Consider the following 17,990-nt stretch of genomic DNA (forward strand, 5'->3'; position numbering starts at 1 on the left):
GGGATCAGCCCCGCTCGACCGGCGTCGGCGGTTCCGCCGGGATCAGCCCCGCTCGACCGGCGTCAGCGGTTCCGTCGGAAGCAGTCCCGCCCGGTAGGCGTTGGCGAGCACCTCCGACCTGTTGCGCGCGTCGAGCTTCCTGAACAGGCGGGCCCGCGTGCTCTCCACGGTCTTGCTCGCGATGCCCAGCAGGCGGCCTGTCTGCCTGATCGTGCGGCCTGCGGCGATCGCGACCAGCACGTCGTGCTCGCGGCCGGTGAGGTGAGGCGTGGGCAGGAGGCGGCGGCACATGTCCGCGCCCACGACCACGTAGTCACCGGCCACCAGGTCGAGGACCGCGCAGAGGTGGTCGGGGACGTCCTCCAGCCACAGTACGGCGTACGCGCCGTGGGCCATGGCGTCCGCCACCGTGGTGGGACACGGTGGCGCGGACGGCACGGCGACGGCGCGGGCGCCGAGGCGTACCGGCAGCAGCCAGTCCGCGGGGAGCGGGTCCACGAGCACCGTCGTGAACCTGAGCACTCCCTGCCAGGCCGCGGCGTCATCGCCGGTGACCGTGTCCCGCACGGCGAAGAGCGGTCTGCCGCCCCCGATCATGGTCCGCGTCACGATCTCCGTCGCCACGACGCACCTGGCGTGCAGCACCACGAGGTCGCGCCCGGACGACACGCGCGGGCGCGGCGCGCTGTGTTGAATGGTCGCGCTCACTTGGCCCTCGCTGGTCACGCGAGCTACCGCCCTCGGGCCTGAACGTTCACCGCTCCTGTAGCGGCCCTCGCCGATCACGCGAGCGACCGCTCCCGGGCGGAGATGGAGCAGGTCGAGCGCGAGGCCGTGCGACACGGCCTGCGCCTGGCCGGCGACGCCGAGCTTCTGGTAGATGTGCCGCTTGTGGTTCTCCACCGTGCAGCGGGCGATGTGCAGCCGGTCGGCGATCTCCTGGGCGCTGTGACCCGCACAGGTCAGGGAGAGGACCTGCAGCTCTCTGGCGGTGAGGCCATCCATGTCGACCATGGGCATCACGCTCCCGCGACTAGTGAGGAACGTGAGTTGGAAAGGGCGTTTCGTCAAGTCCCCGGCCCTCTTTCGGCCGCTGACCTGGGATCATCTGTGAAAGTTTCACGGATCTCATAATCCGGACCCCGTGCGAGCCACTCCACGCCGGTCAGTACGCTGGTTCACGTGGCTGACATCGTGATTCCCGCTGACATCAAGCCCGCCGACGGCCGATTCGGCTGCGGGCCCTCGAAGGTACGCACCGAGCAACTGGCCGCGCTCGCCGCCTCCGGCGCGAGTCTCATGGGCACCTCCCACCGCCAGAAGCCGGTCAAAAACCTGGTCGGCCGCGTACGCTCCGGACTCGCCGACCTGTTCTCGCTGCCTGAGGGCTACCAGGTCGTGCTGGGCAACGGTGGCACCACGGCGTTCTGGGACATCGCCGCCTTCGGGCTCGTCCGCGAGAAGTCGCAGCACCTGTCGTTCGGCGAGTTCTCCTCGAAGTTCGCCGCGGTCACCAAGAAGGCCCCGTGGCTGGCCGAGCCGAGCGTGATCAAGTCCGAGGTCGGCACCCACCCAACCGCGGTGACCGAGGAGGGTGTGGACGTCTACGCGCTCACCCACAACGAGACCTCGACCGGCGTCGCCATGCCGATCAAGCGGGTGGGCCCGAACGACTCGCTCGTGCTCGTGGACGCCACCTCCGGCGCCGGCGGCCTGCCCGTCGACATCACCGAGAGCGACGTCTACTACTTCGCGCCGCAGAAGAGCTTCGCCTCCGACGGCGGCCTGTGGATCGCGATCATGTCGCCGCGCGCCCTGGCCAGGGTCGAGGAGATCGCCGCGAGCGGCCGTTACGTGCCGGAGTTCTTCAGCCTGCCGGTCGCGATCGACAACTCCGGCAAGGACCAGACCTACAACACCCCGGCCGTGGCCACGCTGTTCCTGCTGGCCGACCAGCTCGACTGGATGAACGGCAACGGCGGCCTGTCCTGGACCACCGCCCGCACGGCGGACTCCGCCTCGCGCCTCTACACGTGGGCCGAGAAGTCGTCCTACACCACGCCGTTCGCCGCTCCCGAGTTCCGCTCGCAGGTGGTCGGCACGATCGACTTCTCCGACGACGTGGACGCCGCGGCCGTGGCCAAGGTGCTGCGCGCCAACGGCATCGTCGACACCGAGCCCTACCGCAAGCTGGGCCGCAACCAGCTGCGCATCGCGATGTTCCCGGCCATCGACCCGGCCGACGTCGAGGCGCTGACGGTGTGCGTCGACTACGTGGTCGAGCGTCTCTGACGACGACGTAGCTCTGCCAGGAGGGCGAGCGCGTCCTCCTCCGCGACGCTCTGCGCGAACCTCGCCAGCACCGGCAGCCGGTCGGTGCTGGCTGCGAGCGCTTCCATCATGAGGTCGCTGACGTGCTCGTCCCTCGACTTGGCCGCGGCATACCTGAAGGCGTTGCGATATGGCGTGCGCACGAGCAGGCCCTTCTTCACCAGCCGCTCGGCCACGGTCTGGACCGTCGTGTAGGCCAGCTCGCGTTCCTCGTTGAGCAGGCCCAGGAGCTCTCTGACGCGCAGCGGCTTGTCCGCGTCCCACAGGGCTTCCATAATCGCGCGTTCCAGGGACCCCAGGTTCGCCAACTGACTAACCTTTCCGGCTCAAGCTGTAGGAATCATTCTTGCCCGCTATCCCCCCATTCGGCCAGGGAACCGTGCGCCCCAAGAGCCTCGGTTATCTGATGTTCGCCAGCCGCTGGCTCCAGGTGCCGCTCTACCTGGGCCTGATCGTGGCGCAGGCGGTGTACGTGTGGCAGTTCGTGCTGGAGCTCTGGCACCTGATCGAGACGGTGTTCCTGCACGCCGCCCCGGCGTCGGCGGGCACGCCGTCCGCCGAGGTCGTGGTGATGCTCACCGTCCTGGGCCTCATCGACGTGGTGATGATCTCCAATCTGCTGATCATGGTGATCATCGGCGGTTATGAGACGTTCGTCTCCCGCATCAACCTCAACGACCATCCCGACGAGCCGGAGTGGCTCTCCCACGTCAACGCCAACGTGCTGAAGGTCAAGCTGGCCACGGCCATCATCGGCATCTCATCGGTGCATCTGCTGCAGACCTTCATCCGGGCGCAGTCGACGCCCAACGACAAGATCATGTGGCAGACGATCATCCACCTGGCGTTCGTGGCCTCCGCCGTGGGCCTGGCCTTCATCGACCGCCTGCTCTCCGCCTCCCCGGCCGAGCACACGCGGTCACATATTTAGCGCTCGCTTACGACGGAGCACCCAGCCGGACACCACACCGCCGACGAGGCCGAACAAGTGTCCCTGCCAGGAGATGCCCTCCTGGTTGGGCAGCAGGCCCGCCAGGATCCCGTAGTAGACGATGCCCACGCCCACGGCGATGACGATGTCGAGCAGCCGCCGGTCGAACACGCCCCTGGCCAGGATGTAGCCGAAGTAGCCGAACACCAGCCCGCTCGCCCCGACCGTGTAGACGGCGGGGCTGGTCAGCCAGGTGCCGAGTCCGCCGATCACGATGATGATCAGGCTGGCCCACAGGAACTTGCGCACGTCACGCAGCCCGGCCAGGAAGCCGAGCACCAGCAGGGGCACCGAGTTGGCCATGAGGTGGCCGAAGCCGCCGTGCAGGAAGGGCGCGAACAGGATGCCGACCAGCCCCTCGGGATCCCAGCCGAGGATGCCGAACTGGTCGAGCGCGCCGTTGAGCACGAAGTCGACGCCCTCGACGACCCACATCACGACGAGCATGCCGACCACGATGATGAAGGCGCTCAACGCGCCGGAGAGAAGGGCTCCGGCGCCACGTTTGGCGGACTCGAACCTCGGCTGACCCGAATAGTCGCTCATACGCCCTCCCGGTAGCTCGTCTTCTCCCTTTACGGTACGCAGGAAGTCCTATGAGTGCGCTAAAAGTATCCCCTCCCGGTGCCGGGAGGGGATACCGGTGCCGGGAGGGGGAGAGCTATTCGCCCTTCCACTGGGGCGCGCGCTTCTCGGCGAAGGCCGCGGCGCCCTCCATGGCGTCCTTGGAGCCGAACACCGGACCGACGATCGCGCCTTGCTTGGCGAACATCTCCTCCAGCGACCAGTCCTGGGACTCGATGATCACCTTCTTGGTGGCGGCGAGCGCCAGCGGGGCATTGGCGGCGATCTTGCGCGCCAGCTCCAGCGCTCCCTCCAGGGCCGCCCCCGGCTCGGTGATCCGGTTCACCAGGCCGAGTTCGTACAGGCGGGAGGCCGGGTAGTGCTCGCCGGTCAGCGCGATCTCCATGGCCACGTGGTACGGGATCCGCCGCGGCAGCCGCATGATGCCGCCCGCCCCGGCCACCAGCCCGCGCCTGGGCTCGGGCAGCCCGAACGTGGCCTGCGACGAGGCCACGATGACGTCGCAGGCCAGCGCGAGCTCGAACCCGCCCGCGAGCGCGTACCCTTCGACGGCGGCCACGAGCGGCTTCTTCGGCGGCGCCTCGGTCACCCCGCCGAACCCGCGCCCCTCGACCACCGGGAAGTCGCCGGTCAGGAAGCCCTTCAGGTCCATCCCCGCCGAGAACGTGCCACCGGCGCCGGTCAGGACATATGCCGAAATGTCGGGACGTTCATCGAGCTCGTCCAGCGCGCCCGCGATCCCGCGCGCCACCGCCCCATTGACGGCGTTGCGCGCCTTGGGCCGGTTGATGGTAATGATCGCGACATTGCCGGACTCCTCGACGAGCACTTCGTCAGACACGGGAAGCCTTTCAACTCGGGGGTTCGCGGGGGGGCGTACCCCCGCGGGTGCCTCACTTGGGCTGGAAGCGGATGCCGCCGTCGAAGCGGATGACCTCGGCGTTCATGTAGTCGTTCTCGATGAGGCTGCGCACCAGGTGCGCGAACTCGTCGGCCCGTCCCATGCGTTTGGGGAACACCACCGGCGCGACCAGCTTGGCCTTGAACTCCTCGGCGTTGGAGGAGAAGCCGTAGATCGGGGTGTCGATGATGCCGGGGCAGATCGTGTTCACGCGGACGCCGATGGCCGACAGGTCGCGGGCCGCGGGCACCGTCATGCCCACGATGCCGCCCTTGGAGGCCGAGTACGCCAACTGCCCGGTCTGCCCCTCCAGGGCCGCCACAGACGCCGTGTTGATCACCACGCCGCGCTGCCCGTCGGCGTCGGCCGGCTCGGTCTTGGCGATCGCGGCCGCCGCAATGCGCATGAGGTTGAACGTGCCGATCAGGTTGACCTCGATGACCTTGCGGTAGGTGGCCGGGTTGTGCGGCTGGCCGTCGCGGTTGACGGTGCGCTCCGCCCAGCCGATGCCGGCGCTGTTGACCACCACGCGCAGCGGCTTGCCGGTGGCCACGGCCGCGTCCACGGCCGCCTGCACCTGCTCGTCGTCCGACACGTCCGTCTTGGCGAACACGCCGCCGATCTCGTCGGCGACGCTCTTGCCGCGCTCCTCGTTGAGGTCGGCGACGACCACGGTGGCGCCGGCGCGGGCCAGCTCGCGAGCGGTGGCCTCGCCCAGGCCGCTGGCGCCGCCGGAAATGATTGCTGCAGATCCGTTCACGTCCATAGACCGGACCCTAACCCGGCGACCGAATGAAGTTCTACTCGGGGGTCGTCAAATCTCACCCACGGCGCTGTCCACGTCGGAGTAGACCTTGATCCGCCGGTCCAGCCCCGTCGTGCGGAGTATGCGTGCCACGGGCGCCTGCGGCGCCGCCAGCGACACGCCGCCGCCCTCACCGGTCGCCAGCCGCCAGGCCTCGATCAGCACCGACAGCCCGCTGGAATCCATGAACGACAGCTGCTGCAGGTCGAGCACGAGCCTGGCACCGTCCTGCTTGATGGCATCGCGTACCTCGTCACGGAGGAACGGCGCGGTGAACAGATCGAGCTCTCCCTCAACGGCCACCACCACGGCGTCTCCCAGGGCGTGTCGCGCAAGCCGCAGCTTCATTTGGCCCCTCCTCGATGAGCCACTGTACTTCGACATCCCCGGAAACCGGACATGCAAGACTCCGAAGATTTGATGCCTAACTTCCTCACACCGCGGGGATGGCGAACCCGTACGGGAGCTCCAGGCGGTGCGAGGCCAGCAGCTCGGTGTCCGCCAGCAGCTCGCGGGTGGGCCCGTCGGCGGCGATCACGCCGTCGGAGAGGATGAGCGAGCGCTCGCACAACTCCAGCGCGTACGGCAGGTCGTGCGTGACCATGAGCACCGTCACGTCCAGGGAACGCAGGACCTCGGCCAGTTCCCTGCGGGCGGCCGGGTCCAGGTTGGACGAGGGCTCGTCGAGCACCAGGATCTCCGGCTCCATGGCCAGCACCGTGGCGACCGCCACCCGGCGCCGCTGACCGAACGACAGATGGTGCGGCGGCCGGTCGATGGCCTCCAGCATGCCGACCCGCTCCAGCGCGCCCTTGACGACCCGATCCAGGTCCTCGCCCCGCACGCCCGCGTTGGCCGGGCCGAAGGCCACGTCGTCGCGGACCGTGGGCATGAAGAGCTGGTCGTCGGGGTCCTGGAAGACCAGGCCGACCCGTTGCCTGACCTCGTGGAGCGTGTCCTTGCGCACCGGGGTGCCGGCCACGGTGACAGTGCCGTGCCCTGGGGTGAGGATCCCGTTGAGGTGCATGACCAGTGTGGTCTTGCCGGCGCCGTTCGGGCCGAGCAGGGCCACCCGCTCGCCGCGGGCGATCGACAGGTCCACGCCGTACAACGCCTGCGTGCCGTCGGGGTAGGCGTAGGCGAGCTGCCTGACGTCGAGAGAATTCACAGGCCGAGTCCCAACACTGCGAGTGCCGCTGCGGGCAGAGCGAGAGCGGCGCCCCATTGGGGGACGGATGCCGACATGTCATGAATTATCGGCACGCGGCCGGAGTATCCGCGGCTGAGCATCGCCAGATGCACCCGCTCGCCCCGCTCGTACGAACGAATGAACAACGCCCCGGCGGATCGCGCCAGCACGGGGACGTGCCGGAAATTTCGGGCTTCGAACCCGCGGGACTCCCGCGCCACCCGCATCCGCCGCATCTCATCCATGATCACGTCCATGTACCGCAGCATGAACATGGCGATCTGCACGAGCAGGCTCGGCAGCCGCAGCTGCTGCGCCCCGATGAGGATGACCCGCGGCTCCGTGGTGGCCGCCAGCAGGATCGAGGCGGCCACCCCCAGTGTGGCCTTGGCCAGGATGTTCCAGGCGGCCCAGAGGCCGGGCACGCTCAGCGAGAGCCCCAGCACGGCGACCCGCTCCCCCAGCCCGATGATCGGGATGAGGAACGCGAACAGCACGAAGGGCACCTCGATCACCATGCGCCGCACGATGTACGTGGCCGGCACCCGCGCCGCCACCGCGACGACGCCGAGCAACACCGCGTAAGCCGCGAACGCCCAGAACCGCTCGCGCGGCGTGGCCACCACCACGACGGCGAACGCGAAGACCGCGAGCAGCTTGCACTGCGGCGGCAGCCGGTGCACGACCGAGCCGCCCGGCAGGTAGAGCTGATGGTGACGCCCGGCGCCCACCCCTCACACCTTGACCTTGTCACGGCTCCTGGCGGCGTACGCCACCGCCCCGGCGACCAGCAGCACGAGCCCGACGCCGACGAGCCCGGCCACGCCCACGGGGATCCCGCCCACCTCGCCGTAGTCGGCCAGCGCCCACCCACCGAACACGTGGTCCGTGCCCTGGCCCAGGAAGCCCTTGCTCTCGGCCACCGACTCCAGCCCGTCGGGAGAGGAGGAGGCGAAGAACGACACCACCCCGGCCAGCACCGCCGTCACCCCGAGCCCGCCGAGCAGGAATGGCCGGCCGGCGCCGCGGACAGGGGCCGGCTCGGGCTCGCCCACGGTGGTCGTCCCGTCGGCGCCGCGCAGGACCAGCGGCTTGGCCAGGCCGCGGGCGCCGTACACGAGGTCGGGCCGCACGGCGAGCACCGCGCCGACGGTCAGCGCCGTGATCACGCCCTCGCCGATGCCGATCAGCAGGTGCACACCGCCCATCGCGGCCGCCACCGCCGACACCTCGATCGGCGCGGTGCCGCCGAGCCAGAACAGCAGCGTGAACACCATCGCGGAGGCCGGCACGGAGATCAGCGCGGACAGGAACGCCGCCAGCGTGATCCCGCCCTTGCCCCTGGCCAGCCCGCTGACCAGCCGGAAGACCACCCAGCCGACCAGCACGCCGACGAGGCCCATGATCGTGATGTTGACGCCCAGCGCGGTCAGCCCGCCGTCGGCGAAGAACACGCTCTGGACGAGGAGGACCACGGCGATACACAGAACGCCGGTATAGGGCCCGACGAGTATCGCGGCCAGTGCCCCGCCCATCAGGTGGCCGCTGGTGCCCGCGGCGACGGGGAAGTTGAGCATCTGCACGGCGAACACGAAGGCGGCCACGAGCCCCGCCATGGGCGCGGTCCGGTCGTCGAGCTCCCGCCGCGCCCCGCGGAGACACACCGCGACCCCGGCCGCCGCCACCACTCCGGCTGACAGGGATGTCACCGCATTGAAGAAGCCATCGGGTACGTGCACGACCATTGCCTCCCAAGAGGACGAACAAGCGTTCCTACCTTAAGGCATCGTCTTGCACCTGCACATAGATGGCAATTAGCCCATGATCTTTTTCACGAGAGTCGCCGGCGTCAGCCGCCGTACGACCGTGCTCAGCCGCCCCTTCCCCGACGTCGCGTACGGTCGCACGCTCCGCAGCAGGGCGGCGAACCACCACCGGCGCGGCGGCGCGACCAGCTCGGCGTCGGCCTCGATCCTGAACCGCGCGGGCGGTCCGCCCAGATCGAGCTCCAAATAGGCGTCCCAGGTACCGGGCGCGAGCTTGCCCACCGCCGGCCTGGCCGTGAACCCGCCGCCGGGCAGCGCCGTCACCGGCTCCGTCAGCTCGCGGCCCGTGTGGCGCTCGCGCCAGACGATCCGCTTGATCGCCGCGGCCGCCGGGGTGGTGCCGGCGACGGCGATCTCACCGTCCACCACCAGCCGGCGCACGAGCCCCCACCTGGTCCTGATGATCCTGGCCGTGCCGGGCACCCCGACCACATGCCCGCCGACGTCGATGCTCAGGTTGCCGTTGTCCCTGGTGAAGTAGGGCAGGACCGCTCTTTTGCCGATCAGCCTGGGCTGCGGCAGGGTGACGCCGCTGTCGCGCTCCGCGCCGAGCCTGCCGAAGCGCACGACGCCCTCGAGCTCGACCGCCACCCGCAGGTCCCAGATGCCTGAGTCGAGCCTGCTCGCCTCGACGCGGGCGGTGAACTCGCCGCCCTTGCGCTGCGCGGGCACGACCAGTTCGGTGTGCGGGGCGTACCGGGAGCGCAGCACCACGGCCACGCCGTCGTCCCTGCTGATGCCGTCGAGCCGGGCGGCGCCCGTCACCACCAGGCGGTCGCCGTCCCAGCGCAGCCCGGTCAGTCTGCGCCGCACGGTGGCGCTCTCGATGCGGGCCAGGCGCACGAGCCGGTCGATGTCGTCCAGCGCGCCCGACCGCTGCCGGTCGATGCTGCCCAGCCGCTCGTGCACACCCGGCGTGTACCACTCGTCGCAGAGGGCGGCGACCTCCCGCGCGATGTCCTTGCGCCGGATGTCGTCGCTCTCCAGGAACACCGCCCCGAGCTGCGCGAACGCATCCAGCCTGAAGTGCCTGCGCAGCAGGTGGTCGCGGAGCGGACCGGGCTCGACGTGCCTGGCCATGAGCCGGATCGGCTCCCTGATCATGGCGAGCCAGGCGAGGGGGTCCCTGCTGCTCGGCTGCTGCATGAGGCTGCTGCCGTCGGGCCTGGCCACGAGGTGGTAGCAGTCGTAGTCGGCGACCACGGAGATCACGCGGGCGTGGCAGTAGGCGTGGACCGTGAAGAGGATGTCCTCGCCGATGCTCATGCCCTCGCCGAACCTGATGTGGTGGCGTTCGAGCAGATCCCTCCTGAACAGCTTGAAACAGCACAGGCTGTTGTAGACGGCGCTGTCGCCGAGCTCCGCCCGGTCGGCATTGTGCTGGAACATCGACGCCGGCGCCCGCCTGCCGTGTCCCACGATCTTGCCGAGGACGATGTCGGAGTCGTTCCTGTCGCCCATGGCGACCATGCGTTCCAGCGCCTCTTGCCCGAGGTAGTCGTCGGCGTCGCAGAAGAACACGTACCGCCCGGTGGCGTGCTCGAGGCCGACATTGCGCGGGCGGCCCGCGCCGCTGCCGTGCTCGATGCGCACCACCCGGATGCTGTCCTTGTGGTAGGCCGCGTAGAGGTCGAGCAGGTCGGCGCTGCCGTCCGTGGAGCCGTCGTCGATGACGACGATCTCCTTCTTGACCCGCTGCACGAGCACGGACGTGAGGCATCTGTCGAGGTAGTCTCGGCAGTTTTGCGCGGGGATGACGACGCTGACGTCCACCGCATCGTCATTGCCTGTCGCCGGCATCGCCACCACTCCCGGGCTACGGTCCGCTGTCGCTCCGCTTCAGTATGTGACGAACGGCCGCCGCCATGGGGCCCGATCGCATCTCTTCATCCCCGGCTTTTGCTGACACCGGATATTCACGGCATTCTTCGAATAAGCCCCGGCAAGGTCGCCAAATACCACATTCAGCCGCCGACCGAACGGGCTTCAGGAAAGAGGTTTTCCCACCCGGGAGGAGAAACCTCTCCGTCAGGTGCATGGAGGTCTCCCCGAACGGCCCGGGTGATCCGCTCGCAAGGGTTGCGCGTCTACAGTTAGGCAACCTTGACCGGGAGGTGGCGGGATGGGATCGGATCTCCGCAGGCGGACGACCGAATCGGCAGTGCACACTGCTGAGTTCATCGTCTCTTCTGCTCGGCTGGCAGAGCTGCACGAATGCTCTGCATTGCTGCGCCGTACGAGGATGCGGGCCGAAGAGATCGTCGACGAGGCCCGCTCGTTGCTGGCCGCGGCCGAGCGCCTCGGCGACGCCGACCGCATCCTGAGCCTGCGGGCCCATGTGGACCAGGCGCGCCAGGCGTACTCCAAGGTGTTGACCGCTTACGTGACGATCTGCCGCAGGATCACCGAGGAGCGGCAGGCCATCTTGCAGGCACAGATGGAACGGGATCGGCGCGCGGGGTTGTCAGGTGCGGCCTGACGGGTCTAATGTCAGGCCATGCCTGACTGGAAGGACAAGATCCGCTGCTCCTTCTGCCACAAGAAGAGCTCGGACGTTCAGAAGCTCATTGCCGGTCCTGGTGTGCATATTTGTGACCAGTGCATCCAATTGTGCAATGACATCCTCGCGGAGGAACGACTCGTCGCCTCCACTGAGCCCCGGCTCCCCATGTGGGAGTCGATGACCGAAGAGCAAATACTCGAGCACCTTCCGAAAATCGCCGCCGTGCAGGCCCAGGTCGACGACAATCTGCGCGACTGGGTGGCGCATCTGCGCGGCAGGGACGTCAGCTGGGAGCGCATCGGGGCCTCGCTCGGCATGACCCGTCAATCGGCATGGGAACGCTTCAGAAGCGAGACCTAGGGCGTCAACCGCTGTGACGTCTGGGGCGTCATTACGTCAGGGAGGCCCATTATGCGCGTCCTTGACGGCCTCGCGGCGCCGGGTCTGGAAGAGCTCCAGCTGGAGCTGATTCTCATCCTCGCGCTGCAGGAAGAGGCAGAACGGCTAGCCGCCGAATGAACGGGCTCCAGCTCCCCGGCCCGCGCCGGGGAGCTGGAGCAGGGGGCCGGTTATACCCGGACCACTACCGGAGCTGGCCGCGGATGGCGCCCGCCGGGAACTTCTCGTTGTGGACGTTGACGTAGTAGAGGTGCGGCCACTTCACGATGCCGCGCAGCTCGCGGAAGGTCAGGACGACCTCGGCGTTCTTCTTGTTCTGGTGCTTGACCGCCTTGACGCAGCCGCTCGCGAAGCCCTTCGCCGGGGCCTTCAGCGTGACCACGATCGGGCCTGCCACGCCCTTCTTGCCCGCGTGGATGTGGGCCGCGGTGGCCGGCCTGATCTTGCGGGCCGCGATGGCGTAGCAGAGCTTGCCGTCGCGCACCCGGTAGGCGAAGGTGCCGAAGCCGTTGCGGTCGCCCGGCCCGGGGACCTCCTGCTTGCCGGTCAGCTTGACCCGGTCGACGTGCGGATATGCGGTATCCGCACTGGCCGGCCCGGGGAGCGCGACGAGTACGGCGGCGGTGGCAGCTGTGGCGAGGGTTGCCGCTGCCAGTTGTCTACGCATGGGATGAATTCCTCTCCCATCGGACTTCAGGACACCACCCATACGACCGAGCGGAAGACGCGGTTCATGCGGGTAAGAGGAAACCCGCCCTGTGGTGACACGGCCTTCACGATGCCGACGTGCTCAGCCGGCCTTGCTCCTGGCGCGGAAGGCGGCCGTCTTGACGCGGTTCTGGCAGGCCGTGGAGCAGAACCTGCGGGTGCCGTTGCGCGAGACGTCCACATAGACCCGGTCGCAGTGCGGCGCCGTGCAGACCCCGAGGCGGTCGCTGAACTCGCTGCCCAGCACGACCGCCAGCCCGGTCGCGCAACTCGCCGCCCAGTCGCCGGCCGTGGTGCCGCCGCGGCTGTGAAAGTGCAGGTGCCATGGCTCGCCGTCGTGCTTTTCGAGCAGCGGCCTGGCACGGGTCTCCTCCAGGAGCGCGTTGACCTGCGTGGCCGCGGCGTCGATGTCGGCCGCGGCGACGGCGGCGAAGACCGTCCGCAGGCGGGCGGCGACCTCGGCCAGCTCCGCACCCTCGACCGCGGTGACCGCGCGGTAGGCCGGATAGACGCTGCGCAGGCCCTCGGTGGCGGCGGCGCCGGCGTCGGCAGGCGCGGGGATGGGCCGTCCGCGCTGCTCGCCCGGGGTCAGCGCGTTCACCAGGGCGACCGCCACCCTGACCACCGCGTCTGTGTGACTGTTGTAATCCAATTGACCGGTTACACCTTCATGTCTTACGTTGTGACTGCCGAAAGCTTAGACGACGGTCACAAGGAGATGTTCGTGCTCACTCACAATGCCGCACGGGAATGGATCGCGCGCTGGGACCGCCAGCAGGAGGGCTACCTCCCCGATCGCGAAGAGCGGTTCACCGCCTTGATCGACGCCGTGGAGGCACTGGGGAGGCCCGATCCGCTGGTCATCGACCTGGGATGCGGGCCGGGGTCGTTGTCCGCGCGGCTGCTCGATCGGCTGCCCAAGGCCACGGTCGTGTCGGTGGACGCGGATCCGCTGCTGCTCGGGCTCGGGCGGGCCGCGTATCCGCAACTGACGTTCGTACCGGCCGATCTGCGTACGAGCGGCTGGACGCGGCTGCTCGGCCTGGACCGGCCCGCAGACGCCGCAGTCAGCACGACGGCATTGCACTGGATTTCCGGGCCTGACCTGCGCCGCGTCTATGCCGAACTGGCCGGCGTGCTACGGCCGGGCGGGCTGCTGCTCAACGGCGACCACATGGACACCGACGACGCCACGCCCGTGCTGGGGCGGCTGGAGCGCGCCGTGCATGAGCGCCAGACCGAGCGGGCCTTCGGCACGGACCGGCCGGAGGGCTGGCGGGCCTGGTGGGACGCGATTGCCGCGGATCCGGCATTCGCCGAGCTCAACCAGGAGCGCACCACGGCTGGGGCCGATCATCACGGCTCGGAGTCGCACCTGATGTCCCATCATGTCGAGGCGCTGCGGGACAGCGGCTTCACCGAGATCGGCACGCTGTGGCAGCACGGGAACAACCGGCTGCTGTGCGCCGTGCGAGGACACTGATCGGCTCGTGGCACGCCTTGCCACTCCTCGTCCGAGCCCGGCAGATACACCACGGTTGCCCACCGCCGATCCTCGCCCCGCGCCACGCGTACCCGCCCCGACCTGTTGAACCGTTCCCCATGGAGCAGGGCAGAGGCCGTCGCCCACGCCTGCGCAAACCACACGGTGTCTGCCGCGAAGGCCGCCGTAGCGGCGGTGCCAGGGGAGCTGGAGATACCTCTTCACAGCGGCGCGTCTTGCTGGTGGAGTGGACAGAGTGAGCAGAGGGCATCGCGCCGTGCCGCACATGGCCGGCATCGTCATGGAGGCGTGGGCGGACACCCGGGAGGAGTGCCTGGCAGAGACGGTGCAGGCGCTGGTGGAGAACTTCGCCGACGTGGGCGACGCCGTCCCGGACGACAGCGTCGTGTTCGTCTCGGCGGAGGAGACCGACGAGGCACTGCTCATCGGCGTGCTGGACGAGACCATCCACCAGGTGGAGGCATACGACCGGGTGGCGGTGGACGTGTCCGTGGACGAGCGCACCAAGGCCACCAAAGGGCAGGTCGAGGTGCGGCTGGCCACCGTGCCGGTCGCCGCGGTGAACCGGGTGGGCTCGATACCCAAGGCGGTCGCCGTCTACCACCTGCGCTTCGGCAAGACCGAGGGCTTGTGGCGGGCTCACGTGAATGTCGATTTGTGAATTCTGATGAAATGTAGGTTACGAGGCGTGTGTCCTATTCCTCCCAGCTGTCCGGTCCCAGCAAGCTAGGGCCGTTCCCCACATCCTGGGAGGGTTCGCAATGCTCAGGCGTACGCCCCTGTTCGGCAAGAAGACCCGCATCACCTTCGCCCTGCCCGCACACCAGCCCGACGGCATCGTCAGCGTCGTCGGCGACTTCAACGACTGGTCGCCCGGTCACCACGAGCTCCTGCGGCGCCGCAACGGCATGCGCACCGTGTCAGTGATCCTCCCGCCGGGGATCCACTACTTCCGTTATCTGGCGACCGGTGGCGTGTGGTTCGACGATGACACGGCCGACCACATCGACCAGCACGGCAGCATGCTTCACCTCTGACTTGAGGAAGCAAGGCCGTTCACCGGTGTCATGGCTGCTCGAGGCGTAGGAAGGTGGCGCCCTGGGCGGCCGCGCGGGCGCCGAGGACGTGGCCGTCGCACATCCTCGTCTCCGTCCCGGCCCGGTCGATCACCTTCCACGTCACCGGCTCCTTGCACGGTTCGCCGGGCCGGTCGTAGTTCCAGGTGCGGCGGCACACCCGGCACGTGGAGACGCCTGCACTGGAGGAGAGGGTGTTGCCGTGTTCGGGGCAGACGCTCCACGGCAGGCCGCACGGCTGGGCCTGGATCCTGGCCAGGTCTGTGGCCGCGCGCTGCAGGTCCTCGGCGCCTCGGGCCAGCCAGTTGGCGGCCTGCCCCGCCACCGCGAGGTGCTCCCGTTCCGGCGATCCGTTCGGGGCACCGTCGCAGAGTGCCCGAACCTCGGCGGTCAGCGCCTCGGCCCGGCTCGCGAGGGCGCGCAGGTGCGCGGGAGTGACGGTCATGCAGGCTCCCATCTCCGCAGGGACTGGTTGCTGATCTGGACCCTACGTCGCCTCCGGCGCAACCGGACCGACGGGAGATCCGGTTCCTCAGCCAGTTACGGATCCGCGCTCAGGACGGACGCGGGGCGCGGCGGTGAGCGCCGCTACCGGGCGGCGGTCTTGAGCCAGTCGCGGTATCGGATCTGGCCGAAGGTGGCGCCCTCACCGGGCACCAGCGTGCGCTCGCCCGGCACGCTGCCGAAGTAGCGGGCCTGCGGGTCGGTGACCACCTCGCGCGGGTCGCCCCAGCCGGCCAGGGCCTCGCGGAAGAACTCGTCCATCCGGAACTGCTCGGGCCCGGCCACCTCCACCCGGCCGTTCAGCGGCGTCCCCACCGCGACCCGGCCGACCGCCTGCGCGACGTCGTCACCCGCGATGGGCTGGAAGCGCACCGGCGCGATGTGCACCTTGCCGTCGATCGTGGCCTCGTCCGCGATGCCGCGGGCGAACTCGAAGAACTGCGTCGCGTGCACGAGCGAGAACGGGATCGACGACTTCTCGATCAGCTGCTCCTGGACGATCTTCGCCGCGAAGTAGCCGTTGTCCGGCATCCGCTCCGTTCCCACGACCGACAGCGCGACGTGGTGACCGACGCCCGCCGCCGCCTCCGCGGCCAGCAGATTGCGGGTGGAGGTCTCGAAGAACTCCATCACCGCGGCCGGCTCGAACGACGGCGAGTTCGACACGTCGATCACCACCTGCGCGCCCGCCAGCACCTCGGCCAGCCCTTCGCCGGTGAGAGTGTTGACGCCGGTGTTCGGCGACGCCGCCACCGCCTCGTGACCGTGCTCTCCCAGCTTCGTCACGAGCTTCGACCCGATCAGGCCGGTACCACCGATAACCACGATCTTCATGATGAGCCTTCCTGCCTCGCCGGGGCACTTGGTTGCCGGCCGGTCGCCAGCTACGACCGGGCAGCCTCCCGATCTGTGACAGCCTCAGCGAAATCTTTTTTTGGAGCTTCTCTTCGGCCTCCCTCCCCCGGCTCGTCTCTTCTCGCGCACGCCTCCAAGCAAAAGACTCACCTCAGGGCCTCCGGCCGGCGACCGCTCCGAATGGCGCGAAGAAAGGCGGGCGCCGCGGCGGTGCGCGGCGCTCCCGTCTCTACGACGAGGACGAGCTGGTGGCCGTGCTCGAAAGCCCTTAGGAGCCGCTCGTGGCGGCAGGGGCGGAGCCGATGAGCTTGAGCGGCTCGATCCTGCCCATGATCACAAGGTAGTTGAACGCCCCCACCAGAGCGACCACGCCGATCACCAACAGCGGCACGACGAACGACCCCGTGGCGTCCACCAGCGCGCCCACCACGATCGGCGTGATGATTCCGGCGAAGTTGGACGCGAAGTTCTGTACGCCGCCGAGAGATCCGACGTGCCTGGAACTGGGCGCGACATCGGCGGGGAGCGACCAGATGCCGGTGCCGGCGACGGTGAGGCTGCCGTACGAGATCGACAGGAGCGTCAGCGCCATCCACGCCTCCGGGACCAGCGCGGCGAACATGATCACCGACCCGCCGACGAGCCCGCCGACGATGACCGTCTTGCGTACCCGCGTGACCGAGGCGCCTCTGCGGATGGCCCGATCGGCCAGGAGGCCTCCGGCCCAGCCGGACAGCACCGCGAACAGGCCGGGGATGGCCCCGAAGAAGCCCAGCTTCAGCAGGGAGAAGCCGCGCTCGGTCACCAGGTACGACGGGAAGAAGGTGATGAAGAAATAGATGACGCTGTTCAGGCAGAAGAAGCCGAACATCATGCTCAGGACCGTGCGGTAGCGGAACAGCGACCGCCACGGGATCCGCGCGGCCTCCTCGCCGTCGGTCTCCGCCGTACGGGCGCCGCCGCCCTCGATGTACTCGATCTCGGCCGCGCTCGCGCCGGGGTGCTGCCGCGGGTCCCGGTAGTACTTCCACCAGACGAGCGCCCAGACGACCCCGACCGCGCCGATGACGACGAAGACGGCGCGCCAGTGCAGCCACGCGATGAGACCGGTCACGACGGGGAGCGCGATGACCGCGCCGACTCTGGAGCCCGAGTCCCAGATGCTGGTGGCGAAGGCGCGTTCCCTGGTCGGGAACCAGGTCGCCACGACCTTGGCCGCGGTGCTGGGGGCCGGGCTCTCACCGACGCCGAGCAGGAAGCGGAGCGTGATGAGGGACCAGAAGCCGCGGGCGAGCCCGGTCAGCGCGGTGAAGATCGACCACCACACCGCGGCGAGGAAGAAGGAGCGCCGCGGCCCGACCTTGTCCACGTACCAGCCGGCGACGAGCTGGCAGGCGTCGTAGGCCCAGAAGAACGCCGCGAAGACCAGCCCCTGCTGCGTCGCGGTCAGGTGGAAATCCTCCCCCATGAACGGCAGCGCGACGCTGAGACTCGCACGGTCGAGGTAATTGATCGACAGTCCGGCGAACGCCAGCCAGATGATCGTCCATCGGATCCTGGTCGTTCCCGTGCGTGACCTGACCGGCTGGGGATGCGCTTGCGTCATCGCGACGCCCTCCTTCGTGCGGGGGAGCAGCCGCCGGAAAGCCCTGACGAATGGCGTGACAAACCCGGACGGCTTTCCGGAATCATCTGATGAATCATGTGTTACGTCAAGGTTTCAGCAGGAAAATCGCGGACGACGGGCAATCACTCTGCACGATTGATCTGATGATTGACTTCTGGTACGGCCGCGCGGGCTGGCGTTGGCTTT

The 17,990-nt window shown here is 68.9% G+C and carries 22 protein-coding genes; 7 read left to right on the forward strand and 15 right to left on the reverse strand.

Annotation, left to right across the window (positions count from 1 at the left end; genetic code table 11):
- Positions 1–42 precede the first annotated feature (42 nt).
- Entirely contained in the window at positions 43–1,014 is a 972-nt protein-coding gene (locus ACTWQA_RS21145) for a LuxR family transcriptional regulator (RefSeq protein WP_443160877.1), read from the reverse strand.
- A 168-nt stretch (positions 1,015–1,182) separates the two neighbouring features.
- Here ACTWQA_RS21145 and serC point away from each other — a divergent pair, with 168 nt between their 5' ends.
- A complete protein-coding gene (gene serC / locus ACTWQA_RS21150; protein ID WP_443160878.1) occupies positions 1,183–2,292 on the forward strand; it encodes a phosphoserine transaminase in 1,110 nt (369 codons plus the stop codon).
- On the opposite strand, the gene ACTWQA_RS21155 is transcribed toward serC, so the two are convergent.
- Positions 2,271–2,639 carry a BlaI/MecI/CopY family transcriptional regulator gene (locus ACTWQA_RS21155; protein WP_443160879.1) on the reverse strand — a complete coding sequence of 123 codons (369 nt, stop codon included), beginning with the start codon at positions 2,637–2,639 and terminating at the stop codon, positions 2,271–2,273. The two genes, serC and ACTWQA_RS21155, sit on opposite strands and share 22 nt — an antisense overlap.
- A gap of 71 nt (positions 2,640–2,710) precedes the next feature.
- Here ACTWQA_RS21155 and ACTWQA_RS21160 point away from each other — a divergent pair, with 71 nt between their 5' ends.
- Complete coding sequence (locus ACTWQA_RS21160) at positions 2,711–3,262, forward strand: TIGR00645 family protein (protein ID WP_443160880.1); 552 nt, start codon at positions 2,711–2,713, stop codon at positions 3,260–3,262.
- Here the strand turns inward: ACTWQA_RS21160 and ACTWQA_RS21165 are convergent.
- The 8 genes from ACTWQA_RS21165 to ACTWQA_RS21200 form a co-directional block, all read right to left on the reverse strand.
- Positions 3,251–3,868 carry a rhomboid family intramembrane serine protease gene (locus ACTWQA_RS21165; protein ID WP_443160881.1) on the reverse strand — a complete coding sequence of 206 codons (618 nt, stop codon included), beginning with the start codon at positions 3,866–3,868 and terminating at the stop codon, positions 3,251–3,253. The two genes, ACTWQA_RS21160 and ACTWQA_RS21165, sit on opposite strands and share 12 nt — an antisense overlap.
- A gap of 115 nt (positions 3,869–3,983) precedes the next feature.
- Positions 3,984–4,748, reverse strand: a complete 765-nt coding sequence (locus ACTWQA_RS21170) for a crotonase/enoyl-CoA hydratase family protein (RefSeq protein ID WP_327585795.1) — start codon at positions 4,746–4,748, stop codon at positions 3,984–3,986.
- Between the two features lie 52 nt (positions 4,749–4,800).
- Positions 4,801–5,574 carry an SDR family NAD(P)-dependent oxidoreductase gene (locus tag ACTWQA_RS21175; protein ID WP_443160882.1) on the reverse strand — a complete coding sequence of 258 codons (774 nt, stop codon included), beginning with the start codon at positions 5,572–5,574 and terminating at the stop codon, positions 4,801–4,803.
- A gap of 48 nt (positions 5,575–5,622) precedes the next feature.
- Positions 5,623–5,961, reverse strand: coding sequence for an STAS domain-containing protein (locus tag ACTWQA_RS21180; protein WP_090946873.1), 339 nt, complete (start codon positions 5,959–5,961; stop codon positions 5,623–5,625).
- An 85-nt stretch (positions 5,962–6,046) separates the two neighbouring features.
- Positions 6,047–6,781: an energy-coupling factor ABC transporter ATP-binding protein gene (locus ACTWQA_RS21185; RefSeq protein WP_327585796.1), complete on the reverse strand. Its 735-nt coding sequence runs from the start codon at positions 6,779–6,781 to the stop codon at positions 6,047–6,049.
- Positions 6,778–7,533 (reverse strand): cobalt ECF transporter T component CbiQ, encoded by a 756-nt coding sequence (gene cbiQ, locus ACTWQA_RS21190; protein ID WP_443160883.1) that lies wholly within the window; start codon positions 7,531–7,533, stop codon positions 6,778–6,780. The genes ACTWQA_RS21185 and cbiQ overlap by 4 nt, the downstream gene beginning before the upstream one ends.
- A gap of 3 nt (positions 7,534–7,536) precedes the next feature.
- On the reverse strand, positions 7,537–8,541 hold the full coding sequence (locus tag ACTWQA_RS21195; RefSeq protein ID WP_443160884.1) for an energy-coupling factor ABC transporter permease: 1,005 nt from the start codon (positions 8,539–8,541) through the stop codon (positions 7,537–7,539).
- A gap of 75 nt (positions 8,542–8,616) precedes the next feature.
- The gene (locus tag ACTWQA_RS21200; protein ID WP_443160885.1) at positions 8,617–10,428 is read right to left on the reverse strand and encodes a glycosyltransferase family 2 protein; all 1,812 of its coding nucleotides are present in this window, start codon (positions 10,426–10,428) and stop codon (positions 8,617–8,619) included.
- A 322-nt stretch (positions 10,429–10,750) separates the two neighbouring features.
- Here ACTWQA_RS21200 and ACTWQA_RS21205 point away from each other — a divergent pair, with 322 nt between their 5' ends.
- The gene (locus ACTWQA_RS21205) at positions 10,751–11,107 is read left to right on the forward strand and encodes a hypothetical protein (protein ID WP_305915048.1); all 357 of its coding nucleotides are present in this window, start codon (positions 10,751–10,753) and stop codon (positions 11,105–11,107) included.
- Positions 11,108–11,125: 18 nt separating this feature from the next.
- Positions 11,126–11,491 (forward strand): ClpX C4-type zinc finger protein, encoded by a 366-nt coding sequence (locus ACTWQA_RS21210; RefSeq protein ID WP_443160886.1) that lies wholly within the window; start codon positions 11,126–11,128, stop codon positions 11,489–11,491.
- 223 nt (positions 11,492–11,714) lie between these two features.
- On the opposite strand, the gene ACTWQA_RS21215 is transcribed toward ACTWQA_RS21210, so the two are convergent.
- On the reverse strand, positions 11,715–12,197 hold the full coding sequence (locus ACTWQA_RS21215; protein WP_443160887.1) for a CHRD domain-containing protein: 483 nt from the start codon (positions 12,195–12,197) through the stop codon (positions 11,715–11,717).
- A gap of 123 nt (positions 12,198–12,320) precedes the next feature.
- The gene (locus ACTWQA_RS21220) at positions 12,321–12,890 is read right to left on the reverse strand and encodes a CGNR zinc finger domain-containing protein (RefSeq protein WP_443160888.1); all 570 of its coding nucleotides are present in this window, start codon (positions 12,888–12,890) and stop codon (positions 12,321–12,323) included.
- A gap of 72 nt (positions 12,891–12,962) precedes the next feature.
- Here ACTWQA_RS21220 and ACTWQA_RS21225 point away from each other — a divergent pair, with 72 nt between their 5' ends.
- From ACTWQA_RS21225 to ACTWQA_RS21235, 3 genes are all read left to right on the forward strand, one after another.
- The gene (locus tag ACTWQA_RS21225) at positions 12,963–13,721 is read left to right on the forward strand and encodes a class I SAM-dependent methyltransferase (RefSeq protein ID WP_327585803.1); all 759 of its coding nucleotides are present in this window, start codon (positions 12,963–12,965) and stop codon (positions 13,719–13,721) included.
- A 256-nt stretch (positions 13,722–13,977) separates the two neighbouring features.
- Positions 13,978–14,403 (forward strand): archease, encoded by a 426-nt coding sequence (locus ACTWQA_RS21230; RefSeq protein WP_305915043.1) that lies wholly within the window; start codon positions 13,978–13,980, stop codon positions 14,401–14,403.
- Between the two features lie 100 nt (positions 14,404–14,503).
- Positions 14,504–14,779, forward strand: coding sequence for an isoamylase early set domain-containing protein (locus tag ACTWQA_RS21235; protein ID WP_443160889.1), 276 nt, complete (start codon positions 14,504–14,506; stop codon positions 14,777–14,779).
- A gap of 28 nt (positions 14,780–14,807) precedes the next feature.
- Here the strand turns inward: ACTWQA_RS21235 and ACTWQA_RS21240 are convergent, their stop codons facing one another.
- From ACTWQA_RS21240 to ACTWQA_RS21250, 3 genes are all read right to left on the reverse strand, one after another.
- A complete protein-coding gene (locus ACTWQA_RS21240; RefSeq protein ID WP_443160890.1) occupies positions 14,808–15,263 on the reverse strand; it encodes a hypothetical protein in 456 nt (151 codons plus the stop codon).
- A gap of 143 nt (positions 15,264–15,406) precedes the next feature.
- Positions 15,407–16,156, reverse strand: coding sequence for an SDR family oxidoreductase (locus tag ACTWQA_RS21245; protein ID WP_443160891.1), 750 nt, complete (start codon positions 16,154–16,156; stop codon positions 15,407–15,409).
- Between the two features lie 289 nt (positions 16,157–16,445).
- Positions 16,446–17,783, reverse strand: coding sequence for an MFS transporter (locus ACTWQA_RS21250; RefSeq protein ID WP_443160892.1), 1,338 nt, complete (start codon positions 17,781–17,783; stop codon positions 16,446–16,448).
- Positions 17,784–17,990: the final 207 nt, after the last annotated feature.

This window comes from Nonomuraea sp. 10N515B (assembly GCF_052245915.1).
GTDB lineage: Bacteria > Actinomycetota > Actinomycetes > Streptosporangiales > Streptosporangiaceae > Nonomuraea.

Excerpts from the sequence above, each read along its gene's own strand:
- ACTWQA_RS21145 (WP_443160877.1), bottom strand. The coding sequence starts at position 1,014 with ATGGTCGACATGGATGGCCTCACCGCCAGAGAGCTGCAGGTCCTCTCC.
- ACTWQA_RS21165 (WP_443160881.1), bottom strand. The coding sequence starts at position 3,868 with ATGAGCGACTATTCGGGTCAGCCGAGGTTCGAGTCCGCCAAACGTGGC.
- ACTWQA_RS21175 (WP_443160882.1), bottom strand. The coding sequence starts at position 5,574 with ATGGACGTGAACGGATCTGCAGCAATCATTTCCGGCGGCGCCAGCGGC.
- ACTWQA_RS21180 (WP_090946873.1), bottom strand. The coding sequence starts at position 5,961 with ATGAAGCTGCGGCTTGCGCGACACGCCCTGGGAGACGCCGTGGTGGTG.
- ACTWQA_RS21200 (WP_443160885.1), bottom strand. The coding sequence starts at position 10,428 with ATGCCGGCGACAGGCAATGACGATGCGGTGGACGTCAGCGTCGTCATC.
- ACTWQA_RS21205 (WP_305915048.1), top strand. The coding sequence starts at position 10,751 with ATGGGATCGGATCTCCGCAGGCGGACGACCGAATCGGCAGTGCACACT.
- ACTWQA_RS21210 (WP_443160886.1), top strand. The coding sequence starts at position 11,126 with ATGCCTGACTGGAAGGACAAGATCCGCTGCTCCTTCTGCCACAAGAAG.
- ACTWQA_RS21215 (WP_443160887.1), bottom strand. The coding sequence starts at position 12,197 with ATGCGTAGACAACTGGCAGCGGCAACCCTCGCCACAGCTGCCACCGCC.
- ACTWQA_RS21235 (WP_443160889.1), top strand. The coding sequence starts at position 14,504 with ATGCTCAGGCGTACGCCCCTGTTCGGCAAGAAGACCCGCATCACCTTC.
- ACTWQA_RS21240 (WP_443160890.1), bottom strand. The coding sequence starts at position 15,263 with ATGACCGTCACTCCCGCGCACCTGCGCGCCCTCGCGAGCCGGGCCGAG.
- ACTWQA_RS21245 (WP_443160891.1), bottom strand. The coding sequence starts at position 16,156 with ATGAAGATCGTGGTTATCGGTGGTACCGGCCTGATCGGGTCGAAGCTC.
- ACTWQA_RS21250 (WP_443160892.1), bottom strand. The coding sequence starts at position 17,783 with ATGACGCAAGCGCATCCCCAGCCGGTCAGGTCACGCACGGGAACGACC.